Raw genomic sequence first — 24492 nt, forward strand, 5'->3', positions numbered from 1 at the left:
GCCGTTGCGGCCGATGACCGTCGGCGAACTGCTCGACGCCGCCACCACGCTGCTGCGTACCCGGGTCCGGTTGCTGCTCGGTGTGGGCTTCCTGGTCGCTCTGCTCGAGCAGGTCGTCCTGTTCCCGCTCCGCCAGGCCGCCGACGTGACCTACCTGGTCTTTCCGCACGAGGATCGGTGGGGCTGGTACGCGCTCCTGCTGCTGGTCGGATTCGGCACCGAGATGGCCGGAATCGCCGTACTGGGTGCGTTCACCTCCGGCGCCGGGCCGCGCGCGCTGCTCGGCGCCGCCGCCCCGGCACGGCCGGTGCCGGTGGGGCGGGCCGCGCTGCTCGCGCTGACCATCGGCCTGTTCGCCACGGTGGCCGGCGCCACGGTGGTCGCCGGACCGGTGGTCTTCCTGCTGCTCGGGCTGGTCATGCCGGCGCTGGTCATCGACCGGCTGGGGCCGGGTCGGGCGCTGCTGCGGTCGATGTCGCTGTCGGTTCGACGCGTACTGCGGGCCGGTTGGATCCGGCTGCTCGGCTACCTGTCCTGGCTGTTCATTCGGCTGGCCACCGGCATCGCCGGGTGGGCCGCCCTCGGCCTGTTCCTGGACACCGGCACCGCCGAGCGGGATCATCTCGCCACCGGGGCGGCGTGGCTGCTGGTCAACACCCTCGCGTACCCGACGCTGGCCTGCCTCGACACCGTGCTCCACCTGGACCTGCGGATGCGTACCGAAGGGCTGGATCTTGGCCTGCGGCGGGCGCTGAGCCGTCGGGTCTCCTGCGACGCCGCGCTGGCGGTGCCGCGGTGATCCGCTGGTGGAACGAGCTCGTCGCCCGCCTGGCCGACGTCGTGCCCGGCGGCGTACCGATGCTGGTGATCCTGTCGTTCCTGGCCACCCTGCTGGTCGCCGCGTTGTGGTACTGGTGGCCGGCCTGGCTGCCCACCCGCCGTTCCGGCCGACGCGGCCGCAGACGAGACCGGAAGCGGTCCGACCGGCGATCGGGGCGGCGCCGGTTCCGTTTGGGCCGGCTGCGGTTCCGGTTCCGGTGGCCGTGGCGCCGACGTCGGGCCGCGCCCGCCGAGGCGTCGAACCTGGCCGAGGACCAGCTGCCGGACGTGCCGGCGGCCGTGCTGGCGCTCAGCGCCGACCAGTTGGCCGCCGCGGGGCGCTTCAAGGAGGCGGTCCGTGAACGGCTGCGTGCCATGGTGCGGGACCTGGTCGAGCGTCAGGTGATCGCCGCTGTCCCCGGTTGGACGGTCACCGAGTTGGCGTGGGCGGCCGGCCAGGCCCGCCCACCGGTCGCCGCGCCGCTGCGCGCCGCGTCCGGCCTGTTCTCCGAGATCTGGTACGGCTTCCGCCCGGCCACCGTCGAGGACGACGGTGCGATGCGCGGCTGGGCGGAGCAGGTCCGCGCTCTCCTCGACGCCGAACCGGCCGCCCGGCAGCCCGGCGATCCCGCCGGCCGGCCGCCCGGCGATCCGGCCGGCTCGTCTCCCGCGGAGGTCAGCCGGTGACCACCCCCGCCCCGGCGGCTACCCCGCCCGCCGACCGGCCGGCCCGCCCGCGGCGGCCCCGCCGCTGGCACCGCCTGGCCATCCCGTTCGGCCTGCTGGTGCTGCTCTACCTGGTGACCGGCGTCGCCCACACAGTGGAGGAGCCCGACCTCGGCGATCCGGGCACCCTCTCCCCCACCGGCACCGGCCGGGACGGGTCCAGCCGGCTTGCCGCGCTGCTTGCGGAGCGTGGCGTCACAGTGCGCCGCGCGACCAGCTCGGCGCAGGCCCGGGAGCTGCTGGCCGGCGGCACACCGGCCACCGTGTTCGTGCCGACCCCGGATCTGGTCGACCCGCGGTTCCTGGTCGACCTGACCGAGGACCGGCACCGGGTGGTGCTGGTCCGGCCCGGGCTCCGGGCCGCGTTGTTCACCGGCTTCCTTCCCGGCTATCCACGTTGGGCGACCGATGTCGTCGAGCCGGACTGCTCCGCCCAGGTCGCCCGGGCGGCCGGCCCGGCCGCGGTGTTCCGGTCCTTCTACGAGGGGGCCGAGGGCGAGGCGTACAGCTGCTACGGGGGGAGTCTGGTCGCGACGCCCACCGGCGGCGGGGAACTGATCGCGGTCGGTTCGACGGACCCGTTCCGCAACGGCCGGATCGGTGAGGTGGGCAACGCCGCTCTCGCCACCGGCCTGCTGTCCGAGGCCGACCAGGTGGTCTGGGTGGACGTGCACGTCCGGGAACCGGTCCCGCTCAACCCGCCGCAGCTGCCCCGTTACCGGCAGCCGCACCGCTCCGGCGGCGAAGGCGACTCCCTGTTGTCGGCGTTCCCGCCGGCGCTGCCGGCCGGGCTGCTGCTGCTGTCCGCCCTCGGCCTGTTGATCGCGCTGGTCCGCGCTCGCCGGCTTGGGCCGCCGGTCGCCGAGCCGTTGCCGGTGCTGGTGCCGGCCACCGAGATCGTCACCGGGCGAGGCCGGCTCTACCAGCGCGTCTCCGCCCGTGCCACCGCATTGGACGCGGTCCGGACGGCCGCGCTTCGTCGGCTCGCGCCGGTGGTCGGCCCGGTGCCGCCGGGCGCCGACGCCGCCGCGTTCGTCGGGCGCGACGTGGACAGCTTCATCGGCCGGTTGGCCGAACGGTCCGGCCTGCCGCCCGCCGAGGTGCACGCCATCCTCAACCCCGCCGCACCGGTCACGGACGACGAGCTCACCGTCGCGGTGGCCCGGTTGGACGCCCTGGTCGACACCGTCGCGCGGACCACCCCTCGGTCCGACCGTTTCCCGGAAGGAATGCCGTGACAGAAACCGCGATCCCCGGTGCCGCCGCCCCACCCGTCGGTGACGAGGCCGCCGCCCACCAGGCCCTCGGCCGGCTGCGCGCCGAGGTCGGCAAGGCGGTGGTGGGCCAGGACGGTACGGTCACCGGGCTGCTCATCGCCCTGCTCTGCCAGGGTCACGTGCTGCTGGAGGGCGTACCCGGGGTGGCCAAGACGCTACTGGTGCGGACCCTCGCGGCGGCGCTGTCGCTGGAGTCGAAGCGCCTCCAGTTCACCCCCGACCTGATGCCGGGAGACGTGACCGGGTCGCTGGTGTTCAACGCCCGGACCACCGGCTTCGAGTTCCGCGAGGGACCGATCTTCACCAACCTGCTGCTCGCCGACGAGATCAACCGCACGCCACCGAAGACGCAGGCAGCACTGCTGGAGGCGATGGAGGAGCGGCAGGTCTCCGTCGAGGGGACGCCCCGCCCGCTGCCCGATCCGTTCCTGGTGGCGGCCACCCAGAACCCGGTGGAGTACGAGGGGACCTATCCGCTGCCCGAGGCGCAGCTCGACCGGTTCCTGTTCAAACTCACCGTGCCGCTGCCGTCCCGGGACGAGGAGTACGGGATGCTGTGCGCACACCACAACGGCTTCGACCCACGCGACCTGGTCGCCGCCGGGGTACGACCGGTGGCCACCGCGGACGACCTCGCCGCCGCCCGGCGCGCGGTCCGGCGGGTGCAGGTGGCCGACGTGGTGCTCGCGTACATGGTGGACCTGTGCCGGGCCACCCGGTCCGCGCCCTCGCTGGAGTTGGGCGCCTCGCCACGGGGAGCGACCGCGCTGCTCAACGCGGCGAAGGCGGCCGCCTGGCTGGGCGGGCGGAGCTACGTCACCCCGGACGACGTCAAGGGGGTGGCCCGGCCGGCGCTGCGGCACCGGATCCGGGTACGCCACGACGCGCAGCTCGAGGGCACCACCGCCGACGTCGTCCTGGAAGGCCTGCTGTACACCGTTCCGGCACCGCGGTGACGGGTGACCCATGCTGACCTGGCGAGTACCGGCCCTGCTCGGGCTGCTCGGCGGGGCCGTGCTGGCGGCCGGCGCGATGCTGCTCGACGCGGCCGGGCTGTGGCTGGGGTTGGCCGGCGCGGCCGGGGTGGTGCTGCTGGCCACCGGGCTGGACTGGCTGATCGCGGCGCCGCCCGGCGACGTGCGGCTCACCCGCGCCGGCGACCGGCAGGTACGCCTCGGCGAGACGGCCGAGGTGACGCTGACGATCACCAACACGTCGCCGCGTACGCTGCGCGGCCTGGTGCGGGACGCCTGGGTGCCGTCGGCCGGCGCCGGTGAGCCGTACGCCCACGTCGTGGACCTGGATCCCGGCGAGTCCGCGGAGTTGACCACCCGGTTGACCCCGACCCGACGGGGCGACCGGCCGGCGGCTCGGGTGACCGTGCGCTCGTACGGGCCGTTCGGGCTGGCTTTCCGGCAGACCGCACAGCGGCGCGCGGCCCGGCTCACCCCACCATGGACGCTGACCGTGCTGCCACCGTTCAACGCGCGGAAGTTCCTGCCGGAGAAGCTGTCCCGACTGCGGGTCATCGACGGTCAGGTGGTGATCCGCGGACGCGGCCAGGGCACCGAGTTCGACTCGTTGCGCGAGTACGTGGTCGGCGACGACGTACGCTCCATCGACTGGCGCGGCACCGCGCGCACCGGACACGTCGTGGTGCGGACCTGGCGGCCGGAGCGGGACCGGCGGATTCTCTGCGTGGTCGACACCGGGCGCACCAGCGCGGGCCGGGTCGCCACCGCCCCGACCGAGGCGGTGCCGGAGCCGCCCGGCGAGCCGCGCCTGGACGCGGCGATCGACGCGGCGTTGCTGCTCGCCGTGCTCGCCTCGCACGCCGACGACCGGGTCGACCTGCTCGCCGTGGACAACCAGGTACGCGTCACGGTGGCGGGGACCCACAAGCGGACCGCCCTGGACCGGCTGACCCGGGCGATGGCGGCGCTGCAGCCGTCGCTGGTGGAAACCGACTTCAGCCGGGTCACCGCCGAGGTGTTGCGCACCGAACGCAAGCGGGCGCTGGTCGTCATCTTCACCGCGCTCGACCCCGGGGCGCTCGGCGAGGGCCTGCTGCCAGTGGTCGCGCAACTCGTCGCGAAGCACACCGTGCTGGTGGCGGCGGTCAGCGATCCCTCGGTGCCGGTTCTCGCCGCCGGCCGCGACGGGCTGACGCAGCTCTACACGGCCGCCGCCGCGGAGCGGACCCTGGACGAGGCCGACCGGGTCCGGCGGGCGCTGGCCCGGCAAGGCGTGCACGTGGTGGAGGCGCCGGTGGAGACGTTCGCCTCCGCCGTGGCCGACCGGTACCTCGACCTCAAGGCGGCGGGCCGCCTGTAGCGCATCCCGCCGCACCGCCCGCGTCCCTCACGCGGTGGGTGCGACGGCCTCCCGGTCGGCGGCATCGACGTCGGCGGTCTGGCCGGCCCGGTGCGCGATGCCGCCGCACACCACCACGTAGGCGAGGAACCCGAGCCAGGCCAGCGTGCCGACCACCAGCTTCACCACGGCTGGCAACGGCGCCGGGGTGACGAACGCCTCGATGACGCCGCTGACGAGCAGGACCGGGACCAGGCCCAGGGCGACTACCAGACCGGACCGGCCGGCAGCGGCGACCGCCTGCCCCCGGGTACGCAGCGGCCCCGGCGCCAGCCACGACCAGCCGATCCGCAGCCCCACCCCGGCCGCCACGAAGACGCAGGTCAGTTCAAGCAGCCCGTGCACCAGCAACAGGCTGAGGAACAGGTCGGTGCGGCCGTTGCCGACCATCACCCCGCCGACGAGCCCGAGGTTGAGCGCGTTCTGCCACAACACATACACGGCCGGCAGCACGATCACCCCCGAGGCGAGGCAGATCGCGGAGATCCAGGCGTTGTTGGTCCACACCGCGAAGCCGAAGTTCTGCGCGGCCGCACCGCTGTAGTACGCCTCGAAGTCGTGCTCCACCAGGGACGTGATCTCGTCCGGCGACATGACCCGCAGCGGAATCTCGGGATTGCCGGCCACGATGGCGATGAGCAGCACGCTGAGCGCCACGAACGCCCCTCCGGTGCCGGCACACCACCGCCCGGCGCGGTAGACCTCGAGCGGGAACGCGGTGGTGAAGAAGCGGCCTACGCCGGCCCAGCGGAATCCGGTGGACGGCGTCACCGCGGCCCGCGCGGCGAGCACCAAGCGGGTGAGCGCGGCGGTCAGCTCGGGATCGGGCGAACGACTCTGCACGATCGACAGATGGGTGGCGGCTCGGCGGTAGAGCACCACCAGCTCGTCCACCTCGGCCGGGGTCAACTTGCTCCGCCGCCGGCGCAGCAGCGTACGCAACCGCTGCCACTCCGCCCCGTGCGCGGCGGCGAACGCGTCCACGTCCACGACGACTCCCCGAGGTCGACGGCGCGTTCTGGCATGGATGCTGCGGCGCCGACCCCACCGCCGGCCTGGGGTGACCCCCACAGAGTCTACCGGCCGGTCAGACTGTGGCGGTGACCCTCAACGCCACGCCTGCCGTACCCACCGACGCCGCGCCGTCATCGCCCGCCGCGCCACCCCCACCGGGCGTCGCCGGATTGTCATCGCCCGCCGGCGCCGGAGCGTCGCCCGCGCCGGGAGCGGCGGGCGGCGGCACCGTCCGGTTCGTCACCGGGGACGCGGTCAGCCTGGACCTGCCGGTGGCGCAACTCGGCTCCCGGATGCTGGCCCGGCTGATCGACCTGGTCGTCCAGGTCGTGCTTCTCTTCCTGCTCGGGTCGACCGTGCCGCTCCTGCTGCTCCTGCTGGATGCCACGGGGGTGGTCGTGTTCGACGGCGCGCTCTACCAAGGGGTCCTGATCCTGATCGTGGCGCTGGTGGTTGTCGGCTATCCGGTGGCCATGGAGGCGCTGACCGGCGGCCGGACCCTCGGCAAGCTCGCGCTCGGATTGCGGGTCGTCCGCGACGACGGCGGGCCGGTCCGGTTCCGGCAGGCCGCCACCCGGGGTCTGGTCAGCGCGGCCGTGGAGTGGCCCGGCCTGGTCGCGCCGCCGCTCACCTGGCTGGCGAGCATCTGGACGATGGCGGTCAGCCCACAGGCCAAGCGGCTGGGCGACTACGCCGCCGGCACGCTGGTCATCCACGACCGCTCCGTCGCCCGCTGGGGGCGCTATCCGGTGCTGCCGCCCGCCCTGATGGGGTGGGCCGCGACGCTGGATCTGGCCGGCCTGGACGACGACCTGGCGCTGGTGGTGCGACACTTCCTGCACCGGTCGGCGGAGCTGCGCGAACCGGCCCGCAGCCGGTTGGCCGAACAGCTGATGGCCGAGGTGGCGGCCGTCATCCGGCCGGCGCCCCCGCTCGGTGTGCCGCCGACCCTGTACCTGGCGGCGGTGCACGCGGAGCGGCACCACCGGGCGGCGAGGCGGCTCAGGGCCATCAGCGGCCGCACGGCGGTGAGGTGGCCGGGCCTGGCCCACCCGCCCCGCCCGGCATGGCCCGTCGCGGCGCCAACGGCCACGCCGCCGGCTCCATGGTCGGCCGCACCGGCGCTGCGACCGCCGACGCCGCGAGTCCCCGCTGAGTCCGACGGGCCGGACAGCTCCGGCGGACCAGGCGGGCGATGATGGCAAAGTGGTGATCAGCAGGTGCTGAGCATCGTGTTGAGCGCCGACTTCTCAGCGCTGTCGACGGTGAGGTTGTAGTACCACTTCACCTGGATCCAGGCCCGTGCGTAGGTGCAGTGGAACTCGCTTCGCGGGGGCTTCCAGGCAGCCGGGTCCTTGTCACCCTTGGATCGGTTGACGCTGTTGGTGACCGCCCACAGCTCGGGGCCGCCGAGGTCGTTGGCGTAGGTTTGGCGCTGCGAGGTGCTCCAGGCCCAGGCCCCGGATCGCCAGGCTTCGGCGAGCGGGACCATGTGGTCGATGTCGATGTCGGCGGGGCTCGTGCGGGTCAGGCCGTCGTACGGGCTGTACCAGGACCCGGAGATCGGATAGCAGCTGGAGTCGACGACGACGTTGGCGCCGTCGCGCTTGAGGACCTCTTCCCGGGCATTGCACGTGCCGCTGATCGTGATCCAGTGCGGGAACAGATCGCGGTTGTAGCTGGACTGGTGGGACTCGGCCGCGACCGTGAGCGAGTTGAGCCGGCTCAGCGCGGTGCTGTATGAGGGAATGTTGGCAGGTGTGGCGTGGACGGGCGTCGGGGCCAGAACGATGGACAGGACGACGGCGGCCACCGTGGCGAGGGCGGCCCTGGGTACGCGAAGCACTCGGCGACTCCTGACTGTCGCATGTCACGGCGGGTGGGGCTTCCCGGCTGATGGCATGACAGGGACAGACAGATTGTTACAAGCATCACGGTCGATGCATCTGCTTCCGTGCGAAGGCACCGTGAACGCCGCGTTAAGGGCTGTCTGCCCACATCTAGGCGTCGACCTGCCGAGCCGCGCGCGCAGGTAGCGGGCCGGCAGGGATGGGGCCGCCGAGGCCGAGGACACGTCGATGTCCATTCGACCACGGCGGCCCATCCGACCCCAGCACAGTGGATCCAGGAATGGAACGCGGAGGCTGCTACCTGAGCGTCACCCTGACCAGGTGGTTGGTCCCGTCATCAAGACGGATGATGAGGTCGTACGACCCGGGCGTCATGCCCTTGGTGTCCAGGTTGAAGTGGTACTGGCCGCCGGAGCTGGCAAAGTGGTTACCCACCGCGCTCTTGCCGGGGGCCACCGCCGCCGTGGGTGGCTCCACGGCACCGACCCGAGCACACCACAGGGTCGCCTCGGCCGAGGCAACCGCACGGCCTGCGGCATCGGTGACCGCGAACTTGACCGGAATCGTGCTGCCCGCCTTGGCAACCGTGTCACCGGAGGCGTCAAGCGGCTTCTGGACACCACCGAATACGTAGGCGACGTTGAAAACGCACGAGCGGGTCGTGACGTTACCGGCCCGATCGGCGACCGAGACCTGGTGGACGTTCGCACCCGGCACCGACGTGTCGAGCCTGAACGTGCCGCTGGCATCCTCGACGAGACCGGACAGCGCGTCGCTGGCCTGCACGGTCGCCGTCGCCGAGGCGTTCAACGACACCGGACCGGTCGGGCAGCTCAACGACAGCTCCGGCGGAGTGCGGTCGATCTTCACCTGCCTGGTCCGGGACGCCTCGACGTTGCCGTTGACGTCGACCGACCGGGCCTCGACCTCGGTCGTCCCCTCCGCCTCGATGCGGATCGGCCCGGTGTAGCGAGCCCAGCCCGCGTCCTCCGCCCCGCTGAGCCGGTAGCGGACCTCCGAACCGCGTACCTCACTCGTCGGATCCGTCGCCGACAGGGACACCTCGACACTGTCGCGGTACCACTCGTCGATGCCGTCCGGCTCGCGGCTCGCGTTCACTGCCGTCGTGGGCGCGGTCAGGTCGGTGAAGTCGAAGCTGGCGGGCCAGAGATTGCGCGCCGCCTTGGCCTGGCCGGCAAAATTCGGGTGGAAGTAGTCCTGCGTGGTGATGTCGGAGGCGAGGAACCTCGTTTCGAACGCCGCGCCCCCGTCATAACGGCAGCGAAGATACTGCGCACACACCTGCTCGAGCTGGTTGTTGAAGTCGACGACCCGCTGCCGAACCCGGTCCCGCCGCTGCTGGTCGGCGGTGGCATTGGAGGTCGCATTGGCCAGCATCGACTGACAGATGCCGAGCGTGGCCCAGTACAGCCGAGCGGCAAGGTTGTTCCTCAGAACATCCCACAGCTGGTAGATGTCGGGGATGCTGGAGACGAAAATCCGGGAGTCCGGAAGGCCGGCGGACAGCGTCGCCAGCGCCGTGGCGAAGTCCCGGCGGAAGTCGGCGACCGAGGTCATGGCGCCCTCGCTCGAGGTGCAGGCGTCATTCGCTCCGATCATGATCGTGACGAACTCCGCGCCCGTCGCGACCGCACCATGCGCCTGGGCATCGAGCCCGGCGACCTTCGCACCGGTGACCGCCCGGTTGTAGTTGTTGCCGATGATCGCCGGGTTGAGTTCGAGTACGCGCTGGTAGAAGCTGTTCACCTGCGCGTCCGTACCGGTGCTCCACGAGGCGGCAGGGTTGTCAGCCAGCAGCGCGCCGGTGTTGAACCCACGGGTGATCGAGTCACCCAGGGACACCATCGAGCCAGGCGGGCCGACCCGCTCGGGCGTTTGGGCGGTGGCCGAGGTGACCGGCACCAGCACAGCGGCGGTGAGCACGGCCAGGCCCACGAACCCGGCCGGCGCTCGTCGCAACTTACGTGGGGGTATCTGATCTCGGGGCATACCTTTTCCTCCGAAGGGCGGAGCGGACTGGACCTTTTCCCGAGGCAGTCGGGTGCCAGCAAGGTTTTGGTCACCCTAGATCAAGGACAGAGCAAGAAACAGATCGAAGTCCCGAGCTGTCACCACAATGGCCGGTCGGTGGGCCGAGCAACACCGATCGGCCGAGCGCCGAGTCGGCGCTACACGTGAACGATCTGGCCGCCGAAGGTCGGTATGCGCGTCGGCCACTTCACCGGCGCAGCCGCCTTCGGCCCCGAAGATCTCGATGACGCCATCCGGCCCGCATGGTTTCTGCGGGCCAGATACGGGTACGCGGCGCCCATGATCGCACTGATCGTTGCCCTGTTGCTGGTTTGGTTGGTGATACTGATCGTCGGGCTCGTGGTCAAGGGCCTGTTCTGGCTCTTCGTGATCGGGGCGATCCTGTTCGTCGCGACCGCGATCGTTCTCTGGGTTCGCAGGCGGGTGTGAGGCGGCCTTCAGATCGCCGTCCCGGGCGGAGACTTCAGCAGCGAGGCCGCCTCAGCCGGGTAGCCGCCCCGGCCCGAACGCAATGCCGTAGCCGCGATGCGAATCAGGTCGATGTTGACGCCTGCGGCGCCACTGGGGTCGAGCACCTTGAGCCGCACATCCAGACTCACTTCGGTTTCGCCCCAACCCTGCGCCTCGATGTTGAGATGGGCGATTTTCTGAGATCGCAGATGCGAGAGGTAGCCGAGGGGTGCCAGCTGCACCTTGTCCGACCCGAGGGCATTCAGCTTGGACTGCTTTTTGGTGTTGGAATTCTCGGCCAGGTTGCGGAAGTCCTCGGTTCCCCCCAGATTTACCTGATAGGAACTGATCAGGGTGAGGCCACGTTCTTGCAGCAACTGGAGCAGGGCGTGGTGCACCACGGAGGTGCCGAACTGGCTGGCCAGGTCATCGCCGAGCAACGGCAGGCCGGCGTCCTCAAAGCGCTTGAGCCAGATCGGTTCCCGGGCAATTGCGTCCGACGTGGTGTTGACGAACGCCACGCCCGCCCTCAGGGCTGCCTCGGCGTGCGCCTGAGCTGTTTCCGGCCTGCCGCTGGGCGCCGAGTAGAGCAGCACCTCGGCGCCCTTCAGCGCGTGTGCCACCCGCTCGATCTCCGTCGAGTCCACGAGACCACGCTGCACTGTCACCCCCGAAGGTGGCAGCTCCGCGTCGAGGCGGGGAAAATTGTTGGGCGGCAGGAAAATCGCCTCGTGGAGGTCCTCGCCGACCTTGGCGTCGGAGATGGCGAAGGCAGCGACGAACTCGATGTCGCCCACGCCCAGTCCCGCTATCTCCGGTCGGTGGATGCCCACCAGACTGCCGGTGGCGCGATAGAAGGAAATCCCCTGCACCAACGCAGAGGTGTTGTTGCCCACCCCGACGACAGCGACTTTGACGTTTTCGATCACCGTCCGAGCGTACTGAGGTGATCACGGCGCGCGCGGCGAGCGACGAGCGACCGACGAGTACGGCCGCCGCAAGGAGGCCGAGCGCAGGCCGGGCGCGGCGGGCGGCCGCAGTGGCGCCGGCCGCGGACCACACGGCGACGCTCAGCAGCGCGACCACGTGGTCCGTGACGATCAACTGGCTCGTTGTCATGACGCGGGTTGAGCCGTTTCGGACACCCCCACGTCATTGCCCGCCCCGGCCTGTCGATCGGTCGCCGTGGTCCGCGACTGCGCTCGCGCCTTTCGGGCGATGTTCCCGGCCACCGAGAAGATGGCCAGACCGTTGATCGCGTGCAGGCCGAAGACGAGTTGTCCGGCTCTCGTGCTGGTGTCGCCGGTGTCGTTGAACGCCTTCGCGAATACCGCGATCACCACCTGGACAGCCGTTAACCCGGCGACCAGGGCGGCCATCCCGATGAGCCGGCCGGGCGTCCGGGCCAGTGCGGCGACGATCGTCATCAGGACCGGCAGAAGGAAGATCACGTACCCCAGCGCGCGATGCGGCCGGAAGGACTCGTCGTTGGACGCGGTGCTGAACGCGCCGCTCGCGGCAAAGTAGAACTGGGCCAGCACGACCAGCATCAGCAGGGCCGCGAGGCCGGCGAACAGCTTTCGCAAAGGATCCTCCTTCAGGTTGGTAGGGGTCCTGACGGGTAATTCCGACCGGCTCATCGGGACGGAACCGGTTCCGCGTCAGCGGTGGGGCGCAGGAAGGTGTCGGGTGCTCCTTCGACGTGCAGCTGGGGCAGGCGCCGCTCCATGGCGCGAGGAAGCCACCAGTTGCTACGGCCGAGCAGGTGCATGACCGCCGGCACGAGCAGCATCCGGATGACGGTCGCGTCCACCAGGATTGCCGCGACCATGCCCAGCCCGAAGACCTTGATGAAGACCTGGTCGCTCGGGATGATCGCCGCGAAGACAACGATCATGATGGCCGCGGCGGCGGTGATCACCTGTCCGGTGCTGGCCAGTCCGGTGACGATGGCCCGCGTGTTGTCCCGGGTACGCACCCACGACTCTCGCATTCGGCTGATCAGGAAGACCTCGTAGTCCATGGAGAGGCCGAACAACAGCGCGAACATGATGAGCGGAACGAACGCGGCCATCGGGGTAGCGGTGTCGATGCCGACCAGCCGGCCGGCCCAGCCGCCTTGGAGGAAGAAGGCCACCACCCCGTACGCCGCCGCCACCGACAGCAGGTTCATCACAGCAGCCGTGAGCGCGATGACGATGCTGCGGAACGCCACCAGCAACAGCAGCATCGCCACGACGACGACGCCGCCGATGAGCGGTGCGAGCCGGTTGGCGATCAACGCGTTGAGATCGATCACCGCCGCGGTTGCGCCGCCGACGTGCACCTCTGTGCCGGTGCCCTTGGTCGCGGCCGGGATCACATCCTCGCGCAGGTTCTGGACGAGGTTCTCGGTGGCGGCCTCCTGCGGCCCGGCGGCGGGCACGACGGTGATCAGCGCCGTGTCACCGGCCGGATTGAGCCGTGGCGGTGACACCGCCGCGACGCCCGCCGTGTGGCCCAGCTCGGCCTGCAACCGCTGGAGGGCCACGTCGCTATCGGCTGGCGACACCTGCGCCACAACCAGCAGCGGCCCGTTCTCGCCGGGGCCGAAGCCCTCGGCCAGCATGTCGTACGCCTGCCGATTCGACGTGCCCTCGGGGTCGTTGCCGGCGTCGGGTAGGCCGAAGTGCACGCCGAGGAACGGCGCGGCCAGGATCAGCAGCAGCGCGACACTCGCCACGATGGCGAGAAGGTTGTGCCGCCGCACCAGCCCGCTCCAGCGGGACCAGCCAGCCGCCGGCACCGGGTGGCCGTCGGCGGAGATCCGGGCGGCACGACGCCGTCCCAGCGGCACCCGGAGGCGGTCGATCCGCCGCCCCAGGTAGCCGAGCAGCGCGGGGAACAGGGTGATGGCGGCGGCCACCACGACCAGGGTCGCCACCATGGTGACGACGGCGGTGCCGTTCATGATGGACAGGCCCACCACGAACAGCCCCGACATGCTCACCATGACCGTGCCACCGGCCACGAGGACGGACCGGCCGGCGGTGTCGAGCGTCGCCACGGTCGCCGCTTCGGGGTCGAGTCCCGCCGCCCGCCATTCGCGGAACCGGGTCACCAGCAGCAGCGCGTAGTCGATGCCCAGGGCGATGCCCAGCGCCATGCCGATGATCTGCGCGAATTCCGGCACGTCCACCACGGCCGCCGCGATACCGATCAGGCCGGCGCTCACCGCCAGTGCACCGATCGCCATGGCCAGTGGCAGCCCGGCCGCCACCACCGACCCGAACATGATCAGCAGGATCACCGCGGCCGCGAGCAGCCCGATCAGTTCGGATCCCGACTGGGTCGCCTCGGCGAGTTGCACGGCCCGTCCACCGAGCGTGATCTTCAGCCCGTCGCGCTCGGCCGCCCCGGCGGCGGCCAGCAGCCGTTCGGTGTCCTCGACCGGCATGTCGTTGGGGTTGGTGACGTCGAGATAGACGCGTGCGGCGAGCGTCCGGCCGTCCGGCGAGATGCTCCCTGTGGCGGAGTACGGATCCTCGACCGACGCCACGTGCGGCATGCGCCCCAGCTCACCCAGCAGCGCGCCGACGTCACTACGCGCCTCGGCGCCGGTGACGTCGTCCGCACGCACCACCACCCGCACCGTGTCGCCGGACTGAGCGGGGAACCGTTCTCCCAACAGGCGCTGTGCCTGCTCCGAATCGGAGCCCGGCGCGGAGGAGCCGTTGACGGTCTCGCCCCCGAAGGCGGCCGACAGGCCGAAGGCGATGACGAGGCCCACGGCCCAGGCGACCAGCACTCTTCCCCGCCGGCGGAAGGCCCAGCCCCCGAGCCTGCCCAGCGGTCCCGGCCGCGGTTTGTCGGATGAGCGTTGGCGGTCGTCGCGCACGGAGGCCGCAGTTGGTTGAGTCACGGAAGCGATCGTCGCGTCGCTGGGCCGTGCGCGTCCTCGGGCAACGGATGACAGTGCCTACGCAGATTTGCGTAGACGGCTCGTGCCTGGTCGCGCCCGTCGTCGTAGGCGGTCGCCCGGGCGCGCTCATTATGATCGCGGAATGAAACGCCGAGCGGCGCCGTTCCGCCTGCCGGTCCTGGCGCAGGACGTCCTGCTCGGGCTCTTCGTCGCCGTGATGCAGGTCCAGGGCACCCTCGCGAAACCCGAGGAGGTGGGATCGCGACCGCTGTCCGACTTGGGGCACCTGGGCTACGTCCTGCTGACCGTGTGTGGTCTGGTGCTGGCCGTGCGCCGCCGCTGGCCGGTGCCGGTGTTCGTCACGGCCGCGCTCGCCAGCCTGGTGTACTTCACCATCGGCTTCTCGGACGGGCCCGGATGGATCGGGCTCTTCGTCGCCCTCTACACGCTGACCGCCTATGGCGACGGGCGCAGGTCGCTGATGATCGCGTACGCGGGCATCGCCGTGTTGGCCGTCGGCTGGCTCATCGCCGCGGCCGACATCGAGCCGGCCGCCGCCATCGGATGGGTGTTCTTCCGGATCGCGGCGTCGGTCATGGCCGCTGCCCTGGGTGAGTCGGTCCGGTCTCGGCGGGTCATCGCGGCCGAGGCTCAGGAGCGGGCTCGACAGGCCGAACGGAGCCGGGAGGAGGAGGCGCGTTCGCGGGTCGACGCCGAGCGGCTCCGGATCGCGCGTGAGGTCCACGACACCGTCGCCCACGCCGTCGCGATCATCAACGTGCAGGCCGGCGTCACCGCGTACCTGCTCGACAAGCGGCCGGAAGGGGCGCGGGACGCGCTGGTGATCATCGAGCAGACGAGCGCCCAGGCGTTGCACGAGATGCGGGCGATCCTCGGTGTGCTCCGTTCTGCGGACAACGGGCGAGTGCCGCACCCCGGCCTGGGCCAGATCGACGAGCTCACCGCGGTGGCGCGCGAGGCCGGGCTCGACGTCAAGGTCGAGGTGAGTTCGCCGGCGACGCCATTGCCGAGCGCGGTGGACAACACCGCGTATCGGATCTTGCAAGAGTCGATCACCAACGTGATCCGTCACGTTGGCCCGACCCGGGTGACGGTCGGGCTCGACTATGGCACCGATGCTCTGGAGGTCCGAGTGGCCAATGAGGATGGCCGGGATGCCTCGGGTGGGGTTGCCGCGGACCCGGGCGCGCCGGGTGGGCACGGGGGTGTCACCGGCGGCTCGGCCGAGCCGGGCCGGGGGATCGTCGGAATGCGCGAACGCTGTGGCCTCCTGGGCGGTGAGCTGACCGCCGGGCCGCGGTCGTGCGGCGGGTTCGAGGTCAGGGCGCGGCTGCCGTTGGTTCCGGCCCAGGCGGTGCGGCCGTGAGCACGACGGCCACGTCGTCGTCCGGCAGCGCACCGATCAAGGTGGTGCTCGCCGACGACCAGGTTCTGGTGCGGTCCGGGTTCAAGGGGCTGCTCGACGTCGAGGACGACATCACGGTGGTTGGGGAGGCGGCCAACGGCGCCGAGGCCGTGGAGCGGGCTCGGGCCACCCGGCCCGATGTCGTGCTCATGGACATCCGTATGCCGGAGGTGGACGGGATCAAGGCCACCGGCCAGATCGCCAGGACGCGCGGTCTGGAGCAGGTTCGGGTGCTGATTCTGACCACGTACGACACTGACGCGTACGTCTTCGAGGCGCTGCAGGCCGGCGCGAGCGGTTTCCTGCTCAAGGATGCCGGTCCGGCCGAGCTGTTGCACGCCATCCGGGTGGTCGCCGCTGGGGAGGCGTTGCTCGCGCCGCGGATCACCCGGCGCCTCATCGCCCAGTTCACCGCGGGTCGGATCGCCACCCAGGCCGGGGAGGAACGGCTGGCGGTGTTGACGCAACGCGAGCGTGAGGTCATGGCCCTGGTGGGACAGGGGTTGAGCAACGACGAGATCGGCGCTGAGCTGTTCCTCAGTCCGGCAACCGCCCACACCCATGTCAGCCATGCGATGGCGAAGCTGGGTGCGCGTGACCGTGCGCAGCTGGTCGTCATCGCCTACCAGACCGGCTTGGTCAGCCCCCGGGCTTGATCATGGCCCGACGGGAGGCCGGCCCGCGCCGAACAGCTGACGACCGCTGGTCAGGGGTTGGTCGGCGCGGACCTGAGCCGGTGGCCTGAGGCTGGTGCCGTCGAGCTCGGTCGCCTGCGTCACTGCTTCGATGGCCGCGGCCTCCCGGGGGGTGCGGGGTCGGGAGCCGAGGCCGAAGAACCCGCCCTCGTTGTTCGCGTCGGCGACGACCGTGGCGAGTTCGATGAGCAGCGCGCGGAAATCGGCCACCTCCGTCGGTGCCTTGCCGGCGATGATGGCGGTGGCCGAGCGGATCGCTTCGAGTGCGAAAACCTTGTAGTCGGCGTAGGCGGTGCCGGGTTGCAGCCCGGTGGTGAAGGTGGACGCGGCCGTCAGCTCGCGGATGAACCGGTTGGGGTGTGCGATGCTGGCCTCGCGCAGCACTTTGACCAGGGCAAAGATTTCCTCGGCGTCGACGACGCCCTCGGCGAGTGACACGAGCACGCCGGCGGCCATCATCGCCTGTTGCAGGGTGGCCCACTCCCCGGCGGTGAAGTCCGTTTCCCCAGGGACGTCACCCTTGCCGTCACGCAGTACCTGGAATCCCACGTCGGCCAGCATTGCGGGGATACGCTGCACCGCCTCCAGGTGCCGGGCGCGCGTCTCGTCGGGCAGTTGCTCCCACCGCACGGGCGCCGGCACCGGGCCAGGCGCTGGCTCGGTCGTCTGCTGTTCGTACTCCAGCCGAGCCAGCAGTTCCACCTCGTCGTCGCTGAAGGCGAAGGCGCGTGTTTGATCAAACGTCGGAACCATGAGGCAACCGATCTCGGCCAGCCTCTCGCCGATCCGCCGGGCCTGGCCGCGGGCCGTCTCCTTCAGTTCCTCCGGCAGTTTGCGCCACGGCTGCCCTGCGGGACCGCCGATCGAGGCCTGACGGTTGTCGGCAGCCGGCAGGAGCGGGGTGTGGTGGATCGCCTCGGCCAGGTGTTCGGTGACCTGGGCGGCGGCGTAGTCGGCGAGGCTGTCGATGATGCGGTCCTGCGCGGTGAGCCGCGCCTTCATCCGCCGGCATTCGTGCAGGATGGCCTCGGCGTCCAGGAAGGTCTGCTCGGATCGGCGGTCGCCGGCCCGATCCAGGACCTCCTGACCGACCATGATCACAATCATGAAGATGAGCTGGGCCAATGCGGACAGGAACGTCATGAACGCGAACGGGTACGGGTCGACCCGTTGCGCGCCCAGCATGGCCAGACCGATCCACAACACCTGGGTGCCGGCGGCGACGTAGAAGGCCCACATGCTGCCCAGCCGCTGCGTGAGCCAGGCCGCGATCCGGCCGTTGACGCCCACGGACTGGTCGATGGCCTGCGGCGGTGGTTGCACCCGGTGCCGTTCGATCCAGGGATGTGGGCTGGTGTGCAGCAGGCTGACCCCGCGACTGAGCGCCCTGTCGTGCCGGTCGAGGTGGGCCTGCAGGTCCGCGACGCGGGCGAAGATCGCCTCGGCATTCTCGTAGGTCTGCACCGCCCTGCGGTCGGCGGCGGAGCCGAGCACCCGCTGGCCGACCAGAATCACCGAGCACAGCACGAGCTGCGCCACATTGTTCAGGAACAACAGGAACGCGAACGGGTACGGATCGGCCCGGTGCAGCGGCCCCCAGGTCGCCAGCGCCATCCAACCGCCGATGACGACCAGCGCGACGTAGAGGGCGGGCATGGAGCCGATCCACCGGGTCAGGGCGGCCGCGACGGCGTCATTGACACCGACCTTCTTCTCGGCGACCGAGGCCGGCTGTTGCGGCAGATCAGCAGACTGACCGGCAGTGTCCACGATTCCCCCTTGGATCGGTCCGGACGCGGCCGCCGCAGCCAGCACGCTGCTGCGGCGACCGCCTACGGTCAGCCTGCCCTGGGCTTGAAAGAACCTATCGCGTCCGGCGCCGCCACACGACCATCGTCGCGGCGCACGCGAGGCCGATCACCAGCGAGGCCACGGACAGCCCGACTGCCCACCGCACCCCCGCATCCGACTGGTCCGTGGCCGTGCCGCCCACGGCCGGAGCCGCCTGCTCGGTGCCCGTCGACGGTGCCTCGTTCTTGGCTACGAGCCGGAGCACCGGCGCGGGGCGCTCCGGCTCGTCGGCGCCGGCGGCCGGCTCCTGGATCCAGCGCACCACTTCGCCGTCGCTGTAGTGCTGCAGGGTCTTGAAGACCAGTTGGTCGGTCATGGGCAGCGGCCCGGCGCTCATGGAGAACTCGTCGTACTCACCCGGCTTGATCGCCGACTGCGGGTCCGCCGCGGTCCAGGTGATCTTGTCGATGACCTCGCTGATCGGCACGCCGTGCGCCTCGATCGGCGTGTCCAGCTTCTTCCTCGTGATCTCGTACGACCAGCCGGGGTGCGGCTTCACCGAGATCGAGGCCAGCGGGTGGTCGGTCGGCAGTTGAACCTCGATCGCGGTGGTGTTCGTGTTGTCGCGCTCGTTGGGCACGCGGAAGGACACGGCGGCGTAGCCGCCCTGGGTGGCCGTGCCCGGGTTCACCGTCACGTGCGCGAACGCCGCCGTCGGCAGGATGCCGACCAGGCAGGCCGCCACGCCCACGGTTACCAGGCTACGTACGGCTCGGCGAAGCATGTGCACTCTCCATCGTTTCAATTGATCAATAATCGCGCGGGCCGATCAGCCCAGCCGTCGCAGCGCTTTCTCCATGGCTGCCTTGGCCTGGTCGGCCGAGTCCGCGCGGTCCCCGACGATCTTCTTCTGGGTGAGGTCGAGGTAGAGGATGAGGTTCGCCCGGTGGAGCACCACGATGGCGATGTCCTCGTAATAGATGTCGTCCTGCCCCGGTGGGTACGTGTGGGCGAGCTGCTGCACGTACCCCTTCCACCCGAACACCTCAAGCGGACGGCTGGTCACCCGGTAGGCGCCGAGAATGATCGGCGGTCCCCCCTCGACCGCGTACGACCCGGGGCAGCCGGCCAGCCCGGCATCGACCTCCTTCATCGCGTTGTCGGCGATGGGGGTCGAGGCGAAGACGAGGGCGTTCTGGGTCACGTACGGGACGCTGGTGTCGGTCGCCCTGGCCGGCTCCACGGCGAACTGCCCCACGGGCTGGCCGCCGACGGGCTGAACCACGTTGGACGGCGCGTTGGGTGTGTCGGAGCGGTGGACGTACGGGCAGGTCTGGATGGCGCTCGGCGGCACGTAGTTGGTGTGCGAGTGGAAGTCCCGGTCATACCAGTAGTCGCGCGCGCCCTCGCCGGCGTCCTTGGCCGTGTAGTACGCGGCCTTGACGTCGTCGGCGGTGTAGGAGGGCTTGCTCGCCGTGTCGTCCGCAGCGCTGGAGCAGCCGGTGACGGCGGCGCAGACTGCGGCCAGCGCGAGGGCCACGGCGGCGCGGGAGCTCAAGATCACGGATGGCTCACTTCATCGGAGGCGAAAGAGGCGGCCTTCACCGGCCGTCAGGAGTCGCCCTGCGAACGGAGGGTGTCGGCGAGGGTGAAGACGCCGCCCTTGGCGGTCAGCACGATGTGGTTGTCGTACTTGACCGTGTGGTCGGGGGCGAATCGAAGCTCCCCCAGGAACGTGTTGAAGCTGTCCTCGAGCTTGGGCAACTGTTCGCTGTTCAACGTGGGGTCCACCTTCCCCGTCTGCGTCACGGCCTGACCCAGGGCGCGCAGCGCGTCGTAGGCCCGCAGCGCGTCCCGGCCCGGCGCGTGACCGAACGCCTTGGTGAAACGGGCGGTCCAGGCCGCGGCGGCGGGAAGGTTCTGCGGGCTCGCCGTGGTGATCACGTACGCCCCCTCGGCGCCGTCCTTCCCGGCGGCGGACAGGAAATCGGGGCTTTCCGACGCTGCGGAGGCGACGAATTTGCCCTTGTAGCCGGCCTTCCGCAGCGCCGCAGCCAGCTGGCCGGATTCCTGTGCCGAGCCGGCCCAGTACACGACGTCGGGGTTCGCGGCCAACGCGGTGGTGGCGACGGCGGCCATGTCCCGCTGCCCGGCGCCCAGGGTCTGCTTGCTGACCAGCCTGGGTACGGGTGAGGCCACCGAGACCACCTGGTTGACCAGGTACGCGGACTCCGGGGTGTCATCAGCGATCACCGCGAGCCGCTGGGACGCCTGGTAGGCCATCCAGTGCACCGCCGCGAGCGCCTCCTGGTAGGGCGTGCCGTTGGTGAGATAGGCCGTGGGTGTGTCCTCCGCGCTGACCAACGTGGGCGCGTTGGCGGAGGTGATGAGGAACGGCAGCCCGTTACCGCCGAGGACCCGCGCGGCGGCCTCGGCGGCACCGTCGCAGACGCCTCCGAGCGCGCCGGCGACGTTCTCGGTGAGGTGGAGCCGCTTCGCCGCTTCCTTGCCGCCGTCGTCGAGGCACTCGTCGTCGACGGTGACGAGGGAGACGTGCAGCCCGATGACCCCGCCCCGGATATTGAGGTCGTCCATCGCCATCCGCGCCCCGTCGACCAGATCCTGCCCGCGTGCCTTGTCCGGCCCGGACAGTGGGGCGATCACACCGAAGGCGATCTCCCCCCGGGGCGGGGCCGGCGGGTCGTCGGTCGAGGTACACGCGGCTACGGCCGGGAGCGTGAGAACGGCGAGGGCTATCGGTGCGAGCCAGCGGGTGCGGCGGGTCCGGCCGCGGCCGTCGAGGGTTGTCGGGAGCTGCATGGTGCTTCTCTCTCGGCGCCGGTCGTGATGAACGGGGTGGTCGAGGCAGGCGGCCTCGGGGCGGGTGACGGGGAGGGACCCCCACCGCCGGGTTACGGCGGGGGGATCCCTCCACGTGCGATATGTCTGCTGCGGACTACTTCTCGCAGGAGTTCCAGCAGACCTTGTTCTCCCGCTTACCGGGGATCTTGTCGGTGAACTTGATGATGTCGACGCCCCGACCGTAGTCGGGGATGTAGACATACCCGTTGTGCCAGTAGGCCGAGGAGGCGTTGCTCCCGATGATCGCCGGGCCGTCGGGGCCGGCGGCGCGGTCCGGCACCCGGAACCAGCCGACCTGCTGCGGGTTGCGCGGGTCGGAGATGTCCAGGAACCGGACGCCCTGCTCGTAGAAGCCGGCGGCGACGATGTTGCCGTTCACCGTGAACCAGTGCGCGGAGCAGTCGCCGGCCTTACCCGTCGGGTCGACGTAGTGGCCGGGCTTGCCCCCGGGGCTGTACGTGGCGAGCTGCCCCATCTTGACCGGGTTCGCCGGCGTGGAGGTCATTCCCTCGCCGTCGTGCGTTCCCTCCAGCGAGGCGAGGATGAACACGCCGGCCTTCGCGCAGTTCTGGTTGTTGTTCTCGTTGGTGATGAGCACGACGTCGCCCTTCGGGCGGTCGCCCAGGGCGTTCGGGAACCGGTAGGCGTTGTGCAGGAAGGCACTCTCCAGACCGGTGACGCTCCCACCCGCGTACGGGATCGGGTCGTACGCCGTCGCGGAACGCGTGGTCTTCGTGGCCGGGTCGTAGTGCTTGCCTTCCGTCCAGTAGCCGCGGACGCCGCCGCTGCCCGAGACCCAGACGACGCCGTCGAAGTCGACGTCGACGCTGTGCGTGGAGCCGCTCGTCACACCGGTACGCCGGACGTCGGCGGCGACGGCCTTGCTGTAGGTGAACGGGTGGTTGACGTCACGTACGTCGGTCACGTAGACGGGGGCGCTGATGCCGCTGGCACCCGACCCCACGGACCAGATGAACCGACAGTCGTTGATGCACGTCGCGGTGTGGCCGAGCCGGACCGGGTGGAAGCCCAGCAGCTTCGGGTGCCACGGGTCGTTGATGTCGATGATGAACAGACCCTTGGTGCCCGAGTCGCGGGTCAGGTAGACCAGCTTGCGCCGGCTGTCGACCGTGAGGTTCTCGCCCTCCCAGAACCGGGTCATGGTCTCGCCCGGCTGCTTGAGCTGGTCGACGGTGACGGCGGCGATGTATTCCGGGCGCTCGGGGTTCTTCAGCGACCAGATGGCCAGGCCGCCGGTGCCGTTGGCGACCATCATGTCGAAGCCGAGCTTCTCGAAGTGCACGAAGTTCAACGACGAGAACGCCGGGCACTTCGTCGCCTTGAAGGCGGGGCAGCTGCCGTCGCTGGACAGCACGCCGCGCACCTGGCCGACGACCTTGACGTTGTCGCTGTGCGTCGCGTTGTCGGGGAACACCCCGGTGTCGGGAAGGGTCTGCGTCCCCGCGGTGTCGACGCCGAGCTTGATGCCGGCGAGCGACGCGGCCTCACGCTCGGCGTTGGTCGCCGCCTCCGCCGCGGCCGCAGCCGCCTGCGCCGCCGCAGCGGCCTTCTCGTTGTACTCCAGCTGCGCCTGCGCGGCCTCGGCGGATGCGTTCGCGGCCTTGACCGCGGCGTTGTCCGCCTTCTGCTTGTCGCCGTTCTTGCCCGACTGCTCGGCCACGGCGGCGGCTTCGGCCGCGGCCTGCGCCGTCTCCTCCGCCTTGGCCTTGGCCTTGTCCAACTGGGTGGCGGCCCGGGCGGCGTTCTTCGCGGCCGTGTCCGCCTGGTTCTGCAGCCTGGTCGCGTCGGCCTCGGCCGACCCGACCGTGCCGGGCTTGACCGGACCGGTCGGGTCTGCGTGGGCCGCGCCGAGGCTCGACATCTGTAGCGCAGCCGCCGTGGCAAGCACGACCGCGCCTCTCAGGAGGGCTATGCCCCTCCCCGCTCTTCCAACGGGTACTCTCACCGTTACTCCGAACGTCGAATAGACAAGCTTCGCGTTGCCACGAAGCGTGACTGAATGATGCACCACAGTGGTGGTGTGATAACCAAGCAGCCAGAGGCTGTTTAACGGGTGATCATGCTGTAGGCATCGCCGGTACGCAATACCCTGGTCAAAGCCTGTTCGCCTCCGGCACGGATGGCTCTCAGCGGGCCGTGAACGGGACACGTACGGGTGTCTCGTCGAAGTCGGAGATCCGAATGTCCAGCCGCAGCACCCACGAGCCCGGAAATGGGACGGACATCGGGTTCGCCACGTAATGGCCGGGTTCGGCGGCGGAAATCTTGACGGGCAGGGCCGTGACGGTGCGATCGGGCGACTGGAGTTCGCCGAAGATCTCGGGCACCGCGACCAGTGAACCGTCCTGCCCGGTGAGGTAGATGTCGGCCACGTTGCTACCCGACCTCGCCGGCTCGATCGTCACCTCGACCGAGCCACCCCGCAGCCCGACGCCCGCACCGTCCCCGTCCCCGTCCCCGTCCCCGGCGGGAACCGGAACGGTGACGTGCACCGGCGGCGCGTAGCTGGTCCGGGCCGGAACGGTGTTGACCAGCACCGCCGTGATCGACACGACGACCACCCCGAGCACGACCTCACCCACCACCGACCGGCGCAACCGACGCACCGCCACCGACGGCCGCGCATCCAGCGACCCACCACCACGCCGCCGCACGAACCGCCGCGCACCCGAGGCCAAACCCACCACAACAAGCACCACGGCAAGCTTGCCCAGCAACAACCACCCGAAAACGGTCGCGCCCAGCGCCGCCCACGACCCCACCTGCCGCCACGCCAGATACCCACCCGTCACCGCGATCACCGCGAAACAGATCTCCGCGAGCCGGGAAAACCTCGGCAGCACCGGCTCCAAAGAGACAACGCTTCCCCCACCCGGGACCAGCACACACGCCACCAGCAGAACCAGACCACCCAGCCACAACGCCATCGCCAACAGATGCAAACCGGCCACCGGCACCGCCAACCACGTCTGCACACCGGTCTGCGCGTGATCCGCCAACGTCCACGTCAACATCAAGGCGACGGCGCCGGCCGTGGCAAGCGCCGGCAGAACCATCCGGCGGGTGGCGCCGGACGCCTCGACCCCGTCGGAGATCGGTGACGGGCGTACGGCGATCCCGAAGACCACACCGAGGGCAAGCACGATCACCAGCCGCGCCACCAACGCATGACCCAACCGCGTCGACAACGTGGTGCCGAGCAGGTCAGGATCGAACACCCCGGCCAACGACGTGC

21 protein-coding genes are annotated in these 24492 nt (G+C 70.6%); 9 read left to right on the forward strand and 12 right to left on the reverse strand.

The features are described 5' to 3' along the window. Positions 1–13: 13 nt before the first annotated feature. The 5 genes from AB0C02_RS24400 to AB0C02_RS24420 are packed head-to-tail and all read left to right on the forward strand — an operon-like array spanning position 14 to position 5156. Entirely contained in the window at positions 14–799 is a 786-nt protein-coding gene (locus tag AB0C02_RS24400) for a hypothetical protein (protein ID WP_357551116.1), read from the forward strand. Continuing rightward, the gene (locus AB0C02_RS24405; protein WP_357551117.1) at positions 796–1506 is read left to right on the forward strand and encodes a DUF4129 domain-containing protein; all 711 of its coding nucleotides are present in this window, start codon (positions 796–798) and stop codon (positions 1504–1506) included. Before AB0C02_RS24400 ends, AB0C02_RS24405 begins: the two co-directional genes overlap by 4 nt. After that, a complete protein-coding gene (locus tag AB0C02_RS24410) occupies positions 1503–2783 on the forward strand; it encodes a DUF4350 domain-containing protein (RefSeq protein ID WP_357551118.1) in 1281 nt (426 codons plus the stop codon). The genes AB0C02_RS24405 and AB0C02_RS24410 overlap by 4 nt, the downstream gene beginning before the upstream one ends. A gap of 11 nt (positions 2784–2794) precedes the next feature. Further along, positions 2795–3778: a MoxR family ATPase gene (locus AB0C02_RS24415; protein ID WP_357551137.1), complete on the forward strand. Its 984-nt coding sequence runs from the start codon at positions 2795–2797 to the stop codon at positions 3776–3778. A 10-nt stretch (positions 3779–3788) separates the two neighbouring features. Then, positions 3789–5156 carry a DUF58 domain-containing protein gene (locus AB0C02_RS24420; protein WP_357551119.1) on the forward strand — a complete coding sequence of 456 codons (1368 nt, stop codon included), beginning with the start codon at positions 3789–3791 and terminating at the stop codon, positions 5154–5156. A gap of 27 nt (positions 5157–5183) precedes the next feature. Here AB0C02_RS24420 and AB0C02_RS24425 read toward each other — a convergent pair whose 3' ends face one another. Continuing rightward, positions 5184–6185, reverse strand: a complete 1002-nt coding sequence (locus AB0C02_RS24425) for a stage II sporulation protein M (protein ID WP_357551120.1) — start codon at positions 6183–6185, stop codon at positions 5184–5186. Positions 6186–6295: 110 nt separating this feature from the next. Between AB0C02_RS24425 and AB0C02_RS24430 the strand changes: the two genes are divergently transcribed. Continuing rightward, positions 6296–7408 (forward strand): RDD family protein, encoded by a 1113-nt coding sequence (locus AB0C02_RS24430; protein ID WP_357551121.1) that lies wholly within the window; start codon positions 6296–6298, stop codon positions 7406–7408. A gap of 14 nt (positions 7409–7422) precedes the next feature. On the opposite strand, the gene AB0C02_RS24435 is transcribed toward AB0C02_RS24430, so the two are convergent. Next, on the reverse strand, positions 7423–8055 hold the full coding sequence (locus AB0C02_RS24435; RefSeq protein ID WP_357551122.1) for an HNH endonuclease family protein: 633 nt from the start codon (positions 8053–8055) through the stop codon (positions 7423–7425). 301 nt (positions 8056–8356) lie between these two features. Next, a complete protein-coding gene (locus AB0C02_RS24440) occupies positions 8357–10039 on the reverse strand; it encodes a PxKF domain-containing protein (protein WP_357551123.1) in 1683 nt (560 codons plus the stop codon). Between the two features lie 243 nt (positions 10040–10282). Between AB0C02_RS24440 and AB0C02_RS24445 the strand changes: the two genes are divergently transcribed. Then, positions 10283–10540, forward strand: a complete 258-nt coding sequence (locus AB0C02_RS24445) for a hypothetical protein (RefSeq protein WP_357551124.1) — start codon at positions 10283–10285, stop codon at positions 10538–10540. Between the two features lie 8 nt (positions 10541–10548). Here AB0C02_RS24445 and AB0C02_RS24450 read toward each other — a convergent pair whose 3' ends face one another. From AB0C02_RS24450 to AB0C02_RS24460, 3 genes are all read right to left on the reverse strand, one after another. Then, positions 10549–11490 carry an inositol-3-phosphate synthase gene (locus AB0C02_RS24450; protein WP_357551125.1) on the reverse strand — a complete coding sequence of 314 codons (942 nt, stop codon included), beginning with the start codon at positions 11488–11490 and terminating at the stop codon, positions 10549–10551. Positions 11491–11676: 186 nt separating this feature from the next. Next, a complete protein-coding gene (locus tag AB0C02_RS24455) occupies positions 11677–12147 on the reverse strand; it encodes a DUF6220 domain-containing protein (RefSeq protein ID WP_357551126.1) in 471 nt (156 codons plus the stop codon). Between the two features lie 50 nt (positions 12148–12197). Beyond that, entirely contained in the window at positions 12198–14348 is a 2151-nt protein-coding gene (locus AB0C02_RS24460) for an MMPL family transporter (protein WP_357551127.1), read from the reverse strand. 256 nt (positions 14349–14604) lie between these two features. On the opposite strand from AB0C02_RS24460, the gene AB0C02_RS24465 reads away from it, so the two are divergent. Both AB0C02_RS24465 and AB0C02_RS24470 read left to right on the forward strand, forming a co-directional pair. Further along, positions 14605–15849 carry a histidine kinase gene (locus tag AB0C02_RS24465; protein WP_357551128.1) on the forward strand — a complete coding sequence of 415 codons (1245 nt, stop codon included), beginning with the start codon at positions 14605–14607 and terminating at the stop codon, positions 15847–15849. Beyond that, positions 15846–16544 (forward strand): response regulator transcription factor, encoded by a 699-nt coding sequence (locus AB0C02_RS24470; RefSeq protein ID WP_357551129.1) that lies wholly within the window; start codon positions 15846–15848, stop codon positions 16542–16544. The genes AB0C02_RS24465 and AB0C02_RS24470 overlap by 4 nt, the downstream gene beginning before the upstream one ends. Here the strand turns inward: AB0C02_RS24470 and AB0C02_RS24475 are convergent, their stop codons facing one another. The 6 genes from AB0C02_RS24475 to AB0C02_RS24500 all read right to left on the reverse strand — a co-directional run. Beyond that, positions 16545–18353, reverse strand: a complete 1809-nt coding sequence (locus tag AB0C02_RS24475; protein ID WP_357551130.1) for a DUF1003 domain-containing protein — start codon at positions 18351–18353, stop codon at positions 16545–16547. It lies immediately after the preceding gene. A gap of 94 nt (positions 18354–18447) precedes the next feature. Continuing rightward, positions 18448–19158, reverse strand: a complete 711-nt coding sequence (locus AB0C02_RS24480) for a YcnI family protein (RefSeq protein ID WP_357551131.1) — start codon at positions 19156–19158, stop codon at positions 18448–18450. Positions 19159–19203: 45 nt separating this feature from the next. Continuing rightward, on the reverse strand, positions 19204–19938 hold the full coding sequence (locus tag AB0C02_RS24485; protein WP_357551132.1) for a hypothetical protein: 735 nt from the start codon (positions 19936–19938) through the stop codon (positions 19204–19206). 47 nt (positions 19939–19985) lie between these two features. Then, the gene (locus AB0C02_RS24490) at positions 19986–21194 is read right to left on the reverse strand and encodes a branched-chain amino acid ABC transporter substrate-binding protein (RefSeq protein WP_357551133.1); all 1209 of its coding nucleotides are present in this window, start codon (positions 21192–21194) and stop codon (positions 19986–19988) included. Between the two features lie 136 nt (positions 21195–21330). Beyond that, positions 21331–23145, reverse strand: coding sequence for a hypothetical protein (locus AB0C02_RS24495; RefSeq protein ID WP_357551134.1), 1815 nt, complete (start codon positions 23143–23145; stop codon positions 21331–21333). A 238-nt stretch (positions 23146–23383) separates the two neighbouring features. Next, the coding region (locus tag AB0C02_RS24500; protein WP_357551135.1) for a CopD family protein at positions 23384–24492 on the reverse strand (1109 nt) is incomplete at its 5' end.

It is taken from the genome of Micromonospora sp. NPDC048999 (assembly GCF_040649295.1).
Classification (GTDB): Bacteria; Actinomycetota; Actinomycetes; order Mycobacteriales; family Micromonosporaceae; genus Micromonospora.

What these genes read in the sequence shown, in the direction of transcription:
- AB0C02_RS24400 (WP_357551116.1), top strand. Translation starts at nt 14, where the DNA reads ATGACCGTCGGCGAACTGCTCGACGCCGCCACCACGCTGCTGCGTACC.
- AB0C02_RS24480 (WP_357551131.1), bottom strand. Translation starts at nt 19,158, where the DNA reads ATGCTTCGCCGAGCCGTACGTAGCCTGGTAACCGTGGGCGTGGCGGCC.
- AB0C02_RS24420 (WP_357551119.1), top strand. Translation starts at nt 3,789, where the DNA reads ATGCTGACCTGGCGAGTACCGGCCCTGCTCGGGCTGCTCGGCGGGGCC.
- AB0C02_RS24490 (WP_357551133.1), bottom strand. Translation starts at nt 21,194, where the DNA reads ATGCAGCTCCCGACAACCCTCGACGGCCGCGGCCGGACCCGCCGCACC.
- AB0C02_RS24465 (WP_357551128.1), top strand. Translation starts at nt 14,605, where the DNA reads ATGAAACGCCGAGCGGCGCCGTTCCGCCTGCCGGTCCTGGCGCAGGAC.
- AB0C02_RS24445 (WP_357551124.1), top strand. Translation starts at nt 10,283, where the DNA reads ATGCGCGTCGGCCACTTCACCGGCGCAGCCGCCTTCGGCCCCGAAGAT.